At 28.4% G+C, this 16,911-nt stretch carries 9 protein-coding genes; 5 read left to right on the top strand and 4 right to left on the bottom strand.

Going from position 1 to position 16,911, the window contains the following annotated elements; all coding sequences use genetic code 11:
• Positions 1-14: 14 nt before the first annotated feature.
• The gene (locus BTO18_RS16225; RefSeq protein ID WP_226789021.1) at positions 15-3,251 is read right to left on the bottom strand and encodes a SusC/RagA family TonB-linked outer membrane protein; all 3,237 of its coding nucleotides are present in this window, start codon (positions 3,249-3,251) and stop codon (positions 15-17) included.
• Between the two features lie 291 nt (positions 3,252-3,542).
• On the opposite strand from BTO18_RS16225, the gene lacZ reads away from it, so the two are divergent.
• Positions 3,543-6,764 carry a beta-galactosidase, LacZ type gene (gene lacZ / locus BTO18_RS16220; RefSeq protein ID WP_105017232.1) on the top strand — a complete coding sequence of 1,074 codons (3,222 nt, stop codon included), beginning with the start codon at positions 3,543-3,545 and terminating at the stop codon, positions 6,762-6,764.
• 129 nt (positions 6,765-6,893) lie between these two features.
• On the top strand, positions 6,894-8,474 hold the full coding sequence (locus BTO18_RS16215) for a solute:sodium symporter family transporter (RefSeq protein WP_105017231.1): 1,581 nt from the start codon (positions 6,894-6,896) through the stop codon (positions 8,472-8,474).
• A 312-nt stretch (positions 8,475-8,786) separates the two neighbouring features.
• On the opposite strand, the gene BTO18_RS16210 is transcribed toward BTO18_RS16215, so the two are convergent.
• Positions 8,787-12,521 (bottom strand): NACHT domain-containing protein, encoded by a 3,735-nt coding sequence (locus tag BTO18_RS16210; RefSeq protein WP_105017230.1) that lies wholly within the window; start codon positions 12,519-12,521, stop codon positions 8,787-8,789.
• A 216-nt stretch (positions 12,522-12,737) separates the two neighbouring features.
• On the opposite strand from BTO18_RS16210, the gene BTO18_RS17750 reads away from it, so the two are divergent.
• Positions 12,738-12,908, top strand: coding sequence for a hypothetical protein (locus BTO18_RS17750; RefSeq protein ID WP_170063301.1), 171 nt, complete (start codon positions 12,738-12,740; stop codon positions 12,906-12,908).
• 41 nt (positions 12,909-12,949) lie between these two features.
• Here the strand turns inward: BTO18_RS17750 and BTO18_RS16205 are convergent, their stop codons facing one another.
• Positions 12,950-13,621 (bottom strand): response regulator transcription factor, encoded by a 672-nt coding sequence (locus tag BTO18_RS16205; protein ID WP_105017229.1) that lies wholly within the window; start codon positions 13,619-13,621, stop codon positions 12,950-12,952.
• Positions 13,618-15,651, bottom strand: a complete 2,034-nt coding sequence (locus tag BTO18_RS16200) for a tetratricopeptide repeat-containing sensor histidine kinase (RefSeq protein ID WP_105017228.1) — start codon at positions 15,649-15,651, stop codon at positions 13,618-13,620. The genes BTO18_RS16205 and BTO18_RS16200 overlap by 4 nt, the downstream gene beginning before the upstream one ends.
• 140 nt (positions 15,652-15,791) lie before the next feature.
• Between BTO18_RS16200 and BTO18_RS16195 the strand changes: the two genes are divergently transcribed.
• Positions 15,792-16,232: a hypothetical protein gene (locus tag BTO18_RS16195; RefSeq protein ID WP_105017227.1), complete on the top strand. Its 441-nt coding sequence runs from the start codon at positions 15,792-15,794 to the stop codon at positions 16,230-16,232.
• Positions 16,233-16,236: 4 nt separating this feature from the next.
• The gene (locus tag BTO18_RS16190) at positions 16,237-16,908 is read left to right on the top strand and encodes an iron-containing redox enzyme family protein (RefSeq protein ID WP_105017226.1); all 672 of its coding nucleotides are present in this window, start codon (positions 16,237-16,239) and stop codon (positions 16,906-16,908) included.
• Positions 16,909-16,911: the final 3 nt, after the last annotated feature.

The raw sequence follows: 16,911 nt of genomic DNA, 5'->3' as shown, positions 1-16,911 counted from the left end.
TTTTTAAATTTTTATTACAAACCAACATTTAAACCAATTCTAAATGCTCTTGATCGAGGATAAGAATCTGAATCTAAACCAGGTGTTAATTGATTTCTACCAACACTAACATCTGGGTCATATCCAGAATAATTGGTAAATACATATAAATTATCTATTGAACCGTAGATTCTTAAAGATTTTAACCCTAATACCTCTAAAGTGCTTTTAGAAAGTCTATATCCTAATGTTACATTAGCTATTCTTATAAAAGAACCATCTTCTATGTAGCTTGAATTGGCAAGACCTGTAAAACCTCCATCTCCATTACCCCAAATTCCTGGAACGTCTGTATTTGGATTTGTTGGCGTCCATCTGTCCCTTACAAAACCTCCTTTATTAAAGAAAGGTACTTCTTGGAAGCCTAATCTCACTCTATTTTTATTGTAAATTTCATTACCATAAGACCAAGAAGTTAGTATTGATAAGTCAAAATTTTTGTAGGTAAAATTATTTGTAAAACCACCAAAGTGAATGGGTTGTGAATTACCTAATATAACTCTATCTTCAGAATTTACAATATTATCTTCTCCTGGATTTTGGTTTTGAAATTTTGGTAATCCTGGTCTGTATTGTGTCACACCCTGTGTGGTTACAGTTCCATTTTTAAGTGTATAAAAAACATCATAATAAGGCACATTTTGTGCTACACCATCTTGTATAATTTTAGCTGCAGCTTCTGCATCTGTTAGCCCATCAAACTCAACAAAATCACTATAATTATATACTCCATCAGTTTTTACTCCATAAAAAGAGCCTAAAGCCTCGCCAACTCTAATTATATAATCATTTGTAATTTGATTGTCTCCAATAGCGGTTGTAAAAAATTCATTGGCTCCCCCTAAATTTAAAACTCTATTTTTATTAAAACTTATATTAAAATTACTGTTCCAAGTAAAGTTTTCTGTATCAATATTTGTAGAGTTTATAGAAATTTCTAATCCTTTATTGCTAACAGCACCTAAATTTTTAAAAGCGAATTCAAAACCAGAAGTAGCAGGAATAGGTACTTCTAATAATAAATCGCGAGTTTCTTTGCTGTAATAATCTATTTCTAGATTTACTCTATTATTAAACATAGCCAAATTAAGTCCCACATCATATTGTCTTGTAGTTTCCCAAGTTAAATCTGGGTTTGCTAATTGATTTATGGAAAGACCAGAAGTAAAAGTAGAACCTCCAAAAACATAAGCCCCTAACTGCGTAGCTTCTAAAGATCTAAACGAACCTATTTGGTTATTTCCTGTTTCTCCATAACTAGCTCTAATTTTTGCATTATCAATAAATTTAACATCTTTAAAAAATTCTTCATTAGATATTTTCCAAGCTACACCTGCAGATGGGAAAAAACCCCATCTATTTTCTTCTGCAAATCTAGAAGAGCCATCATAACGTCCACTTAAATTCACAGTAAATCTATTTGAAAAATCGTATTGAATTCTGGCTAAATATGAACGAAGTGTATTTTTTACAAAGTCTGATCTTGTAGGTAAAGTTTCTGCTGCTGTACCTAAATTATCTAAATTTACGCCAGGTATGGCAAAACCAGTAGCGTTTAATGCTGCAAATTCAAATGAACCTTCTTGCTGCTCAAAAACGGCTGTAATATTTAATCGATGGTTACCAAAAGATTTATTATAATTTAAATTTTGTTCAGTAATAACTCCTGAACCTTGAGAAAAATTAGTAAATATTCTTCCATTGGTAAATTGACCCCAACCAAACTTTCCAGAGAAATAAGCTTGTCCTTTATTATTGTATGCATTACCCCTTAAAGAAGTTTTAAACTTAAGACCATCAGCTATTTTATATTCTAAATAAACGCTTCCAAAAACATTAGACCCTTTTCCTCTATTTATATTTTCTTCTAATGTTCTGTTTGGATTTACGATATCTCCATCTCTTAAAGCCAGTAGTCTACCTTCATCATCATATTGAGCACCAGGTAACCTTGTTAAACCTTGTACAGGACTAAATAAAATAGAATTGGTAACAATACCAGCTCTACCATTTGCATTTTCATTAGCTGCAGAAACAACCCCATTTCTTTTATTATATCCAAAATTTAAATTCATTCCACCTTTTAGATTTTCAGTAATATTTTGATCTAACCTTAAATTAAGGTTGTATCGCTCATAATTTGAGGTTCTAATAATACCTTGTTGGTCTAAATGTGAAAAAGAAGCTGCATAAGAAGATTTATCTGAACCTCCTGTTATAGATATTTTGTTATTTTTAATGATTGCTGTTCTAGAGATTTCATCTTGCCAATCTGTTAAAATAACTCTTGGATCTCTTAAATCTACATTATTACCAAACTGATCCCTAAATGCTCTACCAAACTGATCATTTGGATTGTTAGGATCCCAAGGAGTGTACTCATATCTCCAATCTACAAATTCTTGTGCATTTAACAAATCTATCTTATTTGATAACACAGAAAACCCAGTAAAAGTCTCAAAATTTACATCTACACGCCCTTTTTTTCCTTTTTTTGTAGTAATAATAATTACTCCATTTGCACCTCTTGATCCATAAATTGCAGTTGCAGAAGCATCTTTTAATACTTCTATAGATTCTATTGTACTAGGATCTATTGATGCTAAAGGACTTGTTGTACTATTTCCTAAACCAATACTGGAGGATTCGCTTTCTCCAGAAATAGCAAAACCATCTATAACATATAAAGGATCATTACTTGCATTGATTGAAGTTCCTCCACGAACTCGAACTTTAAAACCAGCACCTGGACCACCTTCAGAAGCAATAACTTGTACTCCAGAAGCTTTTGCTGCTAAAGCCCCTTCAAAAGAAACATTTTGAACCTTATCTAAATCTTCCGCTTTTAATGATACTACAGAGCCTGTTAAATCTTTTCGCTTAACACTACCATAACCTATAACAACAATTTCATCTAATGTTGAAGAATCTGCTTTGAGAATGATATTAAAAGTTGTTTTGTTACCTATTAAAATTTCTTGTGCAACATACCCAAGGTAACTTACAACCAAAGTTTCATTTTCTGATGCTGTAATTTCAAAATTACCATCAAAATCTGTTACTACACCTCTGCTTGTTCCTTTTATTAAAACACTAGCAGCTGGTAGAGGCTCATTTTTATCTGATACAGTACCATTTATTTTAGTTTGCGATTGTGCAAAGCCACAACAAAACATACAAAATACAGAGAGCATAAATACTTTAATTTTCATTCTTTTAAGTTTTTTTAAATTCATCTTTTTGGGTTGATTAAGATTATACTACAAAGATTTTTGTTTTATACTAAATCTGACGCAACAGATGATTTATTTGAGAGTACAAATGTTCTAAATGTTAAATAAATGTAAACTTTACAAGCTTTTTAATGTTATAGTCTTATTATATGACTTTTCTTTTAAAGTAAAACATACGTTCTAAAAAAACACCCATTTGTAATAATGTTTTTGTTTTTTATTGATGACCTTTGTTTATCTCTTAATTGAGACTTGAAAGCGTTATCCATTATGAAAAAACTCATATTCTTTGTCATCACTTTGCTTCCTTTTCTGTTTTTTGCACAACAAAATGATTGGGAGAATCCGAAAGTAAATCAAATTAACAGATTAGAAGCACACACAACCTTTTATTCTTATGAGAGCAAAAGTTTGGCAATTAATAATCAACGAGAAAAATCTGATAATTTTAAATTGCTAAATGGCGATTGGAAATTTCATTGGGTAGCAAAACCTGCTGATGCTATTGATCGTTTTCAAAAAAATGATTACAACTCATCAAATTGGAAAACGATTGATGTGCCTTCTAACTGGGAAATGAGAGGTTATGGAATACCTATTTATACCAATTCTACCTATCCTTTTTTTAGTGATTTCCCTTTTATAAATCATAATGATAATCCTGTTGGTCATTATATAAAAACGTTTACTATTGATGATCCTTGGATAGAAAAAGATGTAATTCTACATTTTGGCGGCGTTTCTTCTGCTTTTTATGTTTGGATAAATGGCGAATTCGTTGGCTATTCTGAAGACACAAGGTTACCAAGTGAGTTTAATATTACAAACCACCTTAAAAAAGGCAAAAATAAAATTGCTGTAAAAGTTTTTAGATGGAGTGATGGGAGCTATTTAGAAGCACAAGATCATTGGAGAATGAGTGGAATAGAGCGTGAAGTATTTTTACAAGCAGTACCAAAAGTGAGATTGTCTGATTTTACAATTAGAACTAAATTAGACAAAGATTATAAAGATGCTGTACTACAAATAAGACCTGAATTTATAGCGAATATTAAAAATAAATACATAGAAAAAGTGGGGTATTTTGGTGATGCACCACTTAAAACTACTGTGGATAATTGGACATTAACTTCGCAATTATTTAACGCTGATGGAAATTCTATTGGAGAACAAAATACCATCAAACTAAAAAAATATTTTGGTGAGTTTTATCCTCAAAGAGACAATGTAGCTTTTGAAATGATTGAAATTACTATAAAATCTCCTAAAAAATGGTCTTCAGAAACCCCTTATTTATATACCTTATTATTCACTTTGAAAAATGATAAAGGTGAAAACATTCAGTTTACGAGTACAAAAGTTGGTTTTAGAACCTTACAAATTGATAAAAAAGGGAGGTTTTTAGTTAATGGAAATCCAGTAAAAATGATTGGTGTTAACAGGCACGATCATCATCAAAAAAATGGAAAAGTAGTTTCTAGAGCAGATATGAAAGCAGATGTTTTGTTAATGAAACAATTCAATTTTAATGCGGTTAGAACGTCTCACTATCCAAATGACCCCTATTTTTATGATTTATGTGACAAATATGGTTTGTACGTAATGGATGAAGCGAATTTAGAAACCCATGGATTACGTGGAAAATTAGCCAATGTTCCTGCTTGGGGAAATGCTTTTTTAGAGCGTGGAATTAGAATGGTTGAGCGTGATAAAAACCACCCAAGTATTGTATTTTGGAGTTTAGGAAACGAATCTGGAATGGGCCCAAATCACGCAGCAATGGCAGGTTGGATTAAAGAAATGGATCCTACAAGATTTATTCATTATGAAGGTGCACAAGGAGATGCAACAGATGCTCGTTACAAAAACAACTATTTTGAACACGGAAAAGGAAACCCTACAGACCCTAAATGGGTAGATATGATTAGTAGAATGTACCCAAGTCCTACTGATTATCAATCTTTAATTGATGATACTAGTTTTGATAAAAGACCTGTTATTATGTGCGAATATGCACATGCTATGGGAAATTCGCTTGGAAATATGGAAGAATATTGGAACATAGTCTATAATAATGACAGAGCTTTAGGAGGTTATATTTGGGATTGGATAGATCAAGGAATCTTAAAAAAGGATAAAAATGGAACAGCATTTTTAGCTTATGGAGGCGATTTTGGAGACACACCAAACTCTGGCAGTTTTTGTTTAAATGGAATTATTGCATCTGATAGAACCCCAAAACCAGAAATCTATGAAGCTAAAAAAGTAAATCAACCTGTTGTTATTTCTGAAATTGATGCCAAAAATGGCAATTTTAAAATTTTAAACAGACATCATACAATTGATTTATCAATTTATGATTTAGCTTGGCAGCTAGAAGAAAATGGAAAAGTCATTTGCAATGGAATTGTAACTAATTTGACAACAAAGCCTTTTGAAAATTCAACATTTAATATCAACATTAAAAAAGCAAAATTAAAGCCTGGTAAAAATTATTATATCAACTTTACAGGAAAATTAAAAGAAGATAACCTTTGGGCAAAAAAAGGATTTGTTGTTTTTGAAGAGCAGTTTAAAATTCCTGTTAATATTGATAAAAAAAAATCAAAACCCAAAAAGCAGACTTCTTTAGTTGTTGATGAAAACGATAAAAACATTACAATAAAAAACAAAAAAATTATTGTTTCTATTGATAAAACTACTGGTTACGTAACAAATTTTATATCCAAAGGAAAAGAGATAATGCAATCTCCATTAAAACTGAATTTTTGGCGACCAGAAACAGAAAATGATGCAGCTTACAGAAGAGCAAAAAAGCAAATTAATGAAAGAGATTGGATGAATGCTGGCGATAATTTTATTGTGAAAAACACTAACGTAGATCAATCTAAAAAAGGAATTGTAATTGTTTCTGTGTTTGGAGAAATCGCAAATCCAAAAACTGCTGTAACTTTAAAATATACCGTTTTTGGAAATGGAAAAATAACGATTGATTATGGAGTAGATATTGATAAAACAGCACCAAATATTCCTAAAATAGGGATGCAATTTGATATTTCCAATCAATATAAAAACGTTACTTATTTAGGAAAAGGGCCACAAGCAAATTATCAAGATAGAAATACAGGTGCTTTATTTGGTTTGTATAAAACTGATGTTTTGAGTATGAATTACAAATATGCAGTTCCTCAAGAATATGGAAACAGAATGCAAACAGATTGGTTTCTATTGGAAAATTCTTCGAAAAATGGAGTTAAAATTACAGGAAATCAACCTTTAAATTTTAGTGTTTTAGAATATAGCACAGAAAATATTGAAAGTGCAAAACACACCAATGAACTATTTGAAAGAGCAATTTTTACTGTAAATATAGATTTAATTCAAATGGGTGTTGGAGGTGATAATACATGGTCTGCAAAAGCAGAACCTCATCAACAATATCTTGTTAAGCCCAAAAAATATAGTTATAGTTTTTCTATAAATACATTTTAAGTTAAATCATTTATCGTTTAAAAAGAATCATTCGTGTTTCTAAAACAACTAGTTAAAATATATTTTTGAAACACGTTTAAAATATTGATTGTTACCAATAACTAACCATATTTATCATAAAACCAAACTATGCAATTTTTAACATTTATAGGATTTACAGCATTAGTGGCAATTATAGCCTACTTAAAAACCAGAAATACAGAAGAATCTTCTTCTGATGGTTATTTTTTAGGAGGACGAAGTTTAACAGCAGGTGTAATTGCTGGTTCTTTGCTATTAACAAATCTTTCTACAGAACAAATTGTAGGTTTAAATGGTGCTGCTTATGAAAGTGGTTTATCTGTTATGGTTTGGGAAACTTTAGCAGCAATTGCGATGGTTGTCACAGCAATGTTTTTATTACCAAGATATTTAAAAGGTGGTTTAACTACTGTGCCTGGTTTTTTAGCAAAAAGATTTGATGTTACTACAAAAACCTTAACATCTGGCTTATTCCTTACTGGTTATGTAGTGGTTTTACTGCCTGTAATTTTATATTCTGGATCGTTGGCAATTAGTGGAATGTTTGATGTGCCAGAATTATTAGGTATAACTCATAAACAATCTATTTGGGTTTGTGTTTGGGGAATTGGAATAATAGGTTCTATTTACGCAGTTTTTGGCGGATTAAAAGCAGTTGCAGTATCAGACTCTATCAATGCAGTTGGTTTATTAATTGGTGGTGTTTTAATTCCAATTTTTGGATTAATGATGATTGGAGATGGAAATATATTAGATGGTTTATCAATTTTAACAACAGAAAATCCTGATAAATTTAAGTCTATGGGAGGAGAAAATGATCCTGTGCCATTTTATACCATTTTTACAGGAATGATGTTGGTACAATTATTTTATTGGGGAACCAATCAGCAAATAATACAAAGAGCTTTAGGCGCAAAAAACTTAAAAGAAGGTCAAAAAGGATTATTATTGGCTTCTTTTATTAAAATTTTGGGGCCAATCATTGTGGTTTTACCAGGATTAATTGCGTTTCATTTATTTGAAGGAAATTTAGAATCCGCAGATAGTGCATACCCAATGGTTGTAAAAAAAGTATTACCTGAAGCTTGGGTTGGTTTCTTTGCAGCTGTTTTATTTGGCGCTATTTTAAGTTCTTTTAATAGTGTTTTAAACAGTTCTGTAACTTTATTTGGTATTGATATTTACAAGCAACATATCAACAAAGATGCAGATGAAAAAACAGTTGTAAAATACGGAAAAACTTTTGGTGTTATTTTAGCAATTGCTGCAATGTTTGTAGCACCCTTAATTGCTGATGCAGGTAGTTTATTCGATTATTTACAAAAAGTGAATGGTATTTACAGTATCCCTATTTTAACGATTATAATTGTGGGTTATTTAACAAAATATGTACCTGCAATTGCTGCAAAAATAGGTCTTATTTCTGGTTGTGGATTATATATTGCTTACTTAATAATTGATGTTTATTATCCATCAGTATTTGCTAGTTTACACTTTTTAGACATTTGTGCTATTCTATTTGTTTTAAATGTGATCATTATGTTGATTATTGGAAAAATCTATCCAAGAAAAGAACCATATATTCAAGAATATACAAAACAAGTAGATATTACGCCCTGGAAATATACTAGATGTGCAGGATTTGTAATTTGTTTTATTGTTGTTTGGGTTTATGTTTATTTTGCTTAAAAAGACATAAAGAATCATCTTTAGGGAATAGATTAGAGGGCTCAATCTCATACATCAAAACATAACAAATTTTACTGAAGAATAATAAGAATTGTACTTTTTCATTTCACAAATAAAAGTGATTTTTAGCTGAAAATAGAATTATTTTCATTTTTAAAAGTTTTTCAAAAATTCGAAAAACATTCACAAAAACAGTGTGGCTCGATGTGCAAAAGGGAACTCAAATCACACTAAATCAATGATAAACAAATGCAATGATTCGATAGTACTACATAAGACGGAGCTTTGTAAAGGGTTGGTAATTATATTTTTTTAATTTATTAGCACTTCAAAATATTGAGCATCGAAAACATTTTTATTAATAAGTCTTTGGTCTATTAAATTCATCAATTCTTGATAAAAAACATTTCCTAAAACTGGCTTAAACTTTTCTACTTCTTGAATTTCAATACCATAATTTTTGTTTTCAGTAAACTCAATTAAGCTGTCCATTAACATTATTTTTGCCCCTGTTTCTTTGCTTAATTTAGTGTTTATATCTAATTTTATTAAGAAATTTTTATATTTAGGATTGTAAAAGTCAAAGAGGACATAGGCTAATAAATAATCAACAGGGGTTAAGTCAATAACTTTATAATTGCAAAAATTTAAAATATTTTTATTTTCTAATAGTTTTTCAACCAACTGTAATGTTTTATGCTTTAATTTCTGGCTTTCAAACTGTTTTAAACACATTAATATATTACTAATAAAAACTAAAACATAACCTCCTTCATCTGAAAGTGCTTTTTCAGAAAGGTTAGTTTTATTTTCAAATAAATTAATAAAAATATTCACTAATTGAATATGATTCGATTTAAATAAAAACAATTCTTCGTGAGCTACAAATGGTAGAACTGTATTTAAGTTCCAATTATTATCCTTTAAAAAAACTGTAAATAACTCCCAATATTTATCTTCATAAAAAATAAAATTTGTTGCTATTGCTTTTAATACAATTCCATCTTCAAATTTATAAACGAAAGAAAGGTTGTTCTTTTCTATTTGTTCAAGAAAATATTTTTTATCGTAATTCTTTTCAAATAGTTCTGTAATCTCTACTAAAATAGAGATAACTTCATTGTTATTTTCATATTTTACATATTCATTTTCTAATAAAGTTTTGTTCTTTTCTACTAATTGTTTGAATACTTGAAAAAGCGATTTTCTATAATTAAAAAAATAAAGTTTTGAATTTGGAGAAGATTTCAGAACAATTATTAACTTACCTATTAATTTTAAATCCAAAGTTTTAAAGGTTTCTTTAAAAATACGGGTGATATAATTATTGAAGATAGACTGACTTGGTATTCTTTTAAAAATAATAGCATTATGTTTTCCTACCAAATTGAAGAGTAAATCGTATAATTTAGGACTATCTGTTTGGACAATAGCTTCAATTAAAACATTAATAAAATACTCAAAAAAGTAGTTGCTAATATTGTTTAAATCAATACTATCTAATAAGTCATTTGAAGTAAATTCAATAAAATATAATATTCGCTCTAACTCCCTTTTAGAAAAAGATTCTTTATTATTTATTACTATATATAAGTTTTCTGAAAACTGTAGTAGTTTATTAAAATATACTTTATGGGTTTCTTTATTAACTGTGAGAGTATTTTTAAGTTCTATTAAAGTTGTAAAATGCTCCTCTATTTCAATTAAATTATATGTCGGAGCGATTTTAAAAATTATTTTTCTTAAATTTTGAATAGTAGTATATTCTTCTTTATAAATAGTTGAAATTTCATTTTTGTATACGTCTAATTTTTCAGCAGAGAAAAATTCTAATTCGTCATATAAATTATGCAAATTACCTCTGAACCATTCTTCTTTTTCTGTTAAAGTATCGTATTTATTAATCAAACTAATATCATCAGTATCATCATCAAAATTATTTTCAATAAATAAAACTTCATCACTTAATTTACTCACATTATTTTTTAGATGAATTAAAACAGGAATAAGTGAGTTAAGTAAAGAAACTTCATTATAATTGATACCGATTTTTAGTAGGTCTGCTATATAAAAGAAATTTTGCTGAATTTTAAAAGTTTTTGAAATTTTTGTTATTTCAGTAGTTAGCTTATCAATATATTCCGTTTGAATCAGATATGTTGACTTATAAATAATTTTACGAATAGATTCATAAACAATAGAATTCCAAAAATTATCAAAATAAGCTTTCTTATAAAACTCGAATATTAGTTCTAAATCTTGTTTCTTAACAATTTTCTCAATGATTTTCTCATTACATTCTGCCAAAAGCATGTAGTAAGCATATCCGTAATATTGCTGCTGCTGTTTAGAATAAAATTGATATAAGAACTTTAAAACATTTATTAATAAATCTGAATGTTTGTTTTGCTTTTGAAAACCTGAAGCATTATTGGACAACATTCCAACTAACATAATACATAAGTTCCAGAAAAATGAATCGGTAACTAAATAAACGATAGCTTCGACATTTAATTTTTGCTGTTTTAAATAACGAGCAGACAGAAACTCTTGAAATGTAATCGTATGGAAACTAAACAGCCATGAAAATGGATCCTCAAAATTTCTTTTTTGACTTCCTAAACCTATTGCCGATAAAGTTTCAACAGCGCTAGAATGTTTGTCATCTAACTTTCCAGAATAAACAAATTGTTTATTTATTTGCATTTGGTAAGCAAATTTCTCAATAAGTTTACTTGTTTTTTTTAATAATTTAGGCTTTATACTTCCTTTTTTAAAGGAATAATCTAAAATCCAACTGTAAACTTTTTCTTGTAAATCATATATCGATTTAATCGAAGATAAATCTTTTTCAATCGACTTACTAGTTACATATATTAATGTAATATAGGACAACATTAAAGGGTTGCTGGAATAATCCTTTAAAACTCTGTTCTTATCAATTAATCTAAGTAGTTTTTTCTTTTTTTGTTGGTTGTTAAGAACAGCATCTAAATATTGTTCAATACAGACGTCATTAAAACCGTCTATTTGCAACGAAACATCGTAGTTTAATTCGTGATTAATTAATCCATAAGGACGTGACAAAACGATATAATTATGGTGTATTATTTGTGATGAGAGTTTTATTCGGTTTTCAAATGATAATTCATCAAAACCATCTAGCATTAGTTGAAAATCATTTAAATTTTGCAACGAGGTCAATTCACTTTCTAATACAGAAAAATACTGATTATTGATGTAACTTAAAATAAAATCATCTTTATTAAAATTGACATCTCTTAATTGAATATAAATTAGAAGCTTTTCGTTTTTAATGCTAATAGTATCTTTTGCCCATTTGTAGCACAACCATTTAGCGTAGGTAGATTTTCCTACTCCTGGGTTTCCACTAACGATTATTTTATTATTAGTAAGAATACTCTCAGAAATATAATCTTTTGATAAATCTCTACTATTGACTTTATTTTTGTAAACCTTAAAATGCGCATACTCTTTTTCAAGTTTTAATAAACTATCTCGTCTATAAATGTCTTCATAGGAAGTGTAAGAAAGTTGGATGTAATAATCGGCCATTGATAAAATACCTAATTTATTATCAATATCACCATTTACATTAATGCTGTTAAAATTAGAATCATTTAAATAGAATTCACTTATATGTTTTGTTATACTAGTATTTGATATCGAATTATTAAAATTTTCTTTATTAAATTTTGTAGACTTTTTAGCATGAGTAATATCATACTCTAATAATAATTTAGTCAATTTAAATGCACCATGTCTGTTCGGGCTAGTTCCTTCTTTTAAAAAGTTGACTACAGCTTTAAAATCGTCTGGCTTACAATTAGTTTTTATTTCTTCTATACTCTTTTCATTTGGAAAATAAAGGATGATAATTTTTTGGTGTTCGATATTAATTTCTTGACTATTTAAAAAGTCTAAAAGACAATTCATAATCTGTCCTTTATGTAAATCTTTAAAATAAATTAACAAGCCATCTTCTTTTGCTTTCTGGTATGTAACAATAATTGGGTTTTTGTTCATTTTACTTTTTATTTTTTATCGTTCTTGGGACTAAAAAAGACAAAAAAGGAATCTTTAGGTCTTTTTAAGCCGCAATATTTAAAAAACTAAAATCTCCCCAGATATTTGACTTGTGTTACAAAAGGTAACATCCTCTGTACAAGGAAATCGTCTATATAAACCTTAGTCTTCTGGCGATTGCAAGACTAAGCTCGATCGAGGCAAGAACGTTTAAATATGATACACTTCTTTCCTTTCATTTTAATAGCTTTGGCTATTGGAATGAAAACATCTGACTCAATCAATAATGATAAAGTAACAGATGCCGAGCAAATTCATTATTCTTCAACTGATACCCCTCCATCTGAAGGAGCAGGTGAAGAAGATGAATTAGAACCAAACAACTAATGTGTTTTTTCCAGCAGCGATATAATTATATCGCTGCTTTTTTATCCCAAAGATTTAAAAGGTGATGTACTTTCATCTATGTTTTCTCTATTTGCATTTTTATATCTAATATATTTACTTACCAATTCGGTTGTGTTCTTAACGTTAAACTTATGAAATAAATTTCTAATATGAACTTCAACTGTTTTAGGAGATATGAAAAGTTTGTCTGCAATTTCTTTTTGTGTAAGTCCTTTCATTAACTGCACAATAACTTCTTGTTCTCGCATAGAAGCTTGCATCCAGTGTTCAATGTCTAACATCTCAGAAATATTTTTGTCTATATAATGTTGTCCCTTCATAACTGTTCCAATGGCGGCATACGTTTCTTCTATTCCCAACTGTTTATCAAGATAAGCATCTATATTACATTCATTTAAAAGCCTGTTGTAATGATGTTTTCTAGTGTGCTGCGTTAAAATCATAATTTTAATAGCGGGATATTGCTGTTTTACTTTTTTTGCAATCATAAAACCATCAAATTGTTTGGTTTCAAAATTTAAATCTAAAATTATAATATCTATACTATTTATTTTTAATGCATCCAATGTGGCTTCATAATTTATTGTATGCAATACCTTTTCTATTTTAGGATGTTGTAAAAGAAGTAACTCCATTCCTTGTGCAAAAGAAACAGAATCTTCAACTAATAAAATTTTGAGTTTATTTTTCATGGTAAGTTTTGTTTGATCGGAAAATTGATGTTTATAGATGTTCCGTTTTCTGTCTCTTTTATAATAAAATCTCCACCAAGTAATTTGGTACGTTGTTTAATATTCATCAGCCCTATTCCTTTAACTTGTCCATTTTTAAATCCAATACCATTGTCATAAAATTCAAATAACAACGTTTTATTATCTTTAATGCGGTGTTTAATTTGAACCTCTGTTGCCTTAGAATGCTTTTCAATATTATTTAATATTTCCAATAGGATTCCATAAAAATTAGTTTGCGCCTCCAGAATCATTTGGTTTAATACTTCAGGTAATGGCAATTGTACAGCAACAAAAATTTGCCTGTAATGTTGGAATTCTGATAATTGAGAAATGATAACATCATTTAGAGACGCATCTTTTATTTTATTTCCAAGTGGTGATAAACGATGTGAAATCAAACGGATTTCATGATTGATGGTTTTAATATCATTAATGATTGTTTTTCGAATTTCTTTAGGGTTTTTAGCTTTTTCTAAAGCTAAAATTTTAAGTCGAATACCATCATAGGAAGTGGTAATAATATCATGTAAATCTTTACTAATATGATTTTTAACTAACTCCTGACTTTTGAGGATTTCCTCTAATTTTTTATTTTCCAATTTTTGCAATTTTTCTTTCTGCTTTTGCTCTATAAAAAAGTAAATACCTATAAAAATTAGAATTAGTGAACCAAACAGTAAGAGTAATAAGTTTTTATTCTTTAAGGTTTGGTTTTGAATTGTTATAATAGATTTTTTTTGCTCATTTTTTGTTTGTAATTCTGAAATTTCTTGCAATTTTAATTGGTTTTCAAATTTTTCTTGAAGTGCTTGTATCGTTTTAGATTGTTTTTCATCAAACAGTTCTTTATACAATTGATATTGTTTTTCTTTAAATTCAAAAGCCACTTTATAACCATATCTACTTTTATGATATTCAGATTGAATCTCATAATAACGCAGCCAAACTTCTTTTTTGGAGATGGTAGATAGGTATAACTTTGAAGAATCTAAATAGGATTTCGCTTTTTTATAGCTTTTGCTTCTTATTGCTGACAATGCCAATTCATTAAAGGAATAGGCTATCGATAAAGTATCTTGCTCCAGTTTTTTCTCTTTAAGAGCTTCTTTATATGTTTTTAAGGCTAATTCATATTTATTAGTTAAAAAATAAACTGTAGCTAAATTATTAAGCATTTTTCCAATCTCTTTTTTCTTTTTTAAGCCATTTTGAGTTTTTATTGCATCTCTATAATTTACTATTGCCGATTTATAATTCTTTTCACTCTTATATAAGTTCGCAAGATTATTATAAGCGTAAGATGTCTTTAATGTATCAGAGAGTTGTTTTCTAATATTAAGGCTTTCAATCAAATATTTTCTAGCGATTTCTAAATTACCAAGTAATCTTTGTGTCTCTCCAATTGTATAACAAACACTTGCTTTTTTTGATTGATTTTTTTGTTTTGAAAATCCATCATAAGCTAATAATAAATAAGTAATTGCTGTATTAAAATGTCCCGCTTGTTTAAATAGAATTCCTGCTTTTGAATATGTTGAGAATTTATCTAAACTATCATCTAAATTCTTATAAATATTTAATGAATTATTTAAAGCCCAAAACAGACTATCTTTCTCTTTTTCTTTTCTATAAATTAACCCAAGATTAAAATAAGAGTCTGCTGCATTTTTAGATGTTGAATATCTTAAAATACTTTTTTTAAAGTGAATTTTAGAATTTCTATATTGTTTTTGTTTGTAATAAATTAAAGCTATTTTTTTATAAATATAACTTGCATCTGAACTTTTTAATTTTTTTGAAGCAAAAGATAGTACTTCATTGTATATATAAATAGCTTTAATGTAGTTTTTTGAATTTGATAAGCTGTCTGCACTTTTCAACAACTTTTCAATTTTATTATTAGGCAGTATTTCTTTTGCATATAGGTTTGAACAACTTATCAATATAAAATAAAGCATTATCCAGTAAGTAAAAAACACTTTTCTCATGATTTCTTTTATAGAGTCAACTAATGTACTTTAAATTTTAGAAGTCAAAAAACACTTTAAGAAAATTAAGGAAAAACCCTTATTGATATAACTATAACTTAATAATAGTTTTGTAGAGAATAAAACCTAAAAAGTTATCAATGCAAGTATTGACTAAAAAAGAATGGGCTCCTTATATCTCTAATTATCTGTCTCTTGGTTGGAAAGAAGACAACTATGAGATTACATCAATCGAGTATAGTAGTGAGAAAATTATTAGCTACATAAGTTTGTCTTCTTATTTCTTGCCAAAGACAGGTGTATACCACTTTTCTATACCATTAGCATTTAACATTATTGCTCAATTAGGAATAATACATGGGTGCTTAGATAATAATATTAAAAAAAAATCAAAAGAGATTTACTTAAGAGAAATTCAATTAAAATGTAAGCATATTATTAGCTCAACAAAGGATATTAAGATAGAAATAAAAGTAACAGTCAAGCGATCAGTTAAAAATGGATTTTTCTATATAGGAAATATCTCAATAGGAAACAATTCATTTTCTGGCGAAGCTAAATATATACTACCTATAGAATAAAACGATGAGAGAAATTACATTTGAAGAAAAACTAAAAACAATTGTAGGACAGAAAATTAATAGTATTTCACTTCTTAAAAATTTAAAAACTGGTAAAATCCCTAAGAAGGAGTTAAAAAATTACACAGTATTGTTATATGGGGAGGCAAGATCATCACTTAGGATTAAAATACCTGAAAGAATTAAAATGTGCCCCTTAAGGTTAGTTTCTGTAAGAAAATTTTGGTGTAAAATGCTAAAAGAAGAATCTGGTGGATTTTTAATAAATAAAGATCATGCATCATTAATAGTACCAACCTGCATTTCATTAGGTGCTACTAATAAAGAATTGGAAAACGCATATTTGAGTGCATGTAAAAAATTAAAAAACTATAATCAAGAACGATTTTATGAAGCTTTTTCTCTAGAAGATATTTTAAAAGAATTAACACAAATGTGGATTGATGAGTATATACTTGCCTTGGAGTCAACCAATATAGCAAATGCTTTAATTAAATACTATGGTCTGAATGAAGATGATGTTTTTTATTTCAGATTACACGCCATTGAAGATATAAAGCATAGTAAAGCAGGTTTAAGAGAGATTTTGAAGATAGCCACTGATCAGAAACTTCAAGCATATGTAATTAAAAGAACAAATGAAGCATTAGAAAAATTTCCAATATGGATGACGTAAAAA

Source organism: Polaribacter porphyrae (assembly GCF_002954685.1).
GTDB classification, from domain to species: Bacteria; Bacteroidota; Bacteroidia; order Flavobacteriales; family Flavobacteriaceae; genus Polaribacter; species Polaribacter porphyrae.
This window is presented reverse-complemented; position numbering and strand designations above follow the sequence as displayed.

What these genes read in the sequence shown, in the direction of transcription:
- BTO18_RS16225 (WP_226789021.1), bottom strand. Translation starts at nt 3,251, where the DNA reads ATGAAAATTAAAGTATTTATGCTCTCTGTATTTTGTATGTTTTGTTGT.
- lacZ (WP_105017232.1), top strand. Translation starts at nt 3,543, where the DNA reads ATGAAAAAACTCATATTCTTTGTCATCACTTTGCTTCCTTTTCTGTTT.
- BTO18_RS16215 (WP_105017231.1), top strand. Translation starts at nt 6,894, where the DNA reads ATGCAATTTTTAACATTTATAGGATTTACAGCATTAGTGGCAATTATA.
- BTO18_RS16210 (WP_105017230.1), bottom strand. Translation starts at nt 12,521, where the DNA reads ATGAACAAAAACCCAATTATTGTTACATACCAGAAAGCAAAAGAAGAT.
- BTO18_RS17750 (WP_170063301.1), top strand. Translation starts at nt 12,738, where the DNA reads ATGATACACTTCTTTCCTTTCATTTTAATAGCTTTGGCTATTGGAATG.
- BTO18_RS16205 (WP_105017229.1), bottom strand. Translation starts at nt 13,621, where the DNA reads ATGAAAAATAAACTCAAAATTTTATTAGTTGAAGATTCTGTTTCTTTT.
- BTO18_RS16200 (WP_105017228.1), bottom strand. Translation starts at nt 15,651, where the DNA reads ATGAGAAAAGTGTTTTTTACTTACTGGATAATGCTTTATTTTATATTG.
- BTO18_RS16195 (WP_105017227.1), top strand. Translation starts at nt 15,792, where the DNA reads ATGCAAGTATTGACTAAAAAAGAATGGGCTCCTTATATCTCTAATTAT.
- BTO18_RS16190 (WP_105017226.1), top strand. Translation starts at nt 16,237, where the DNA reads ATGAGAGAAATTACATTTGAAGAAAAACTAAAAACAATTGTAGGACAG.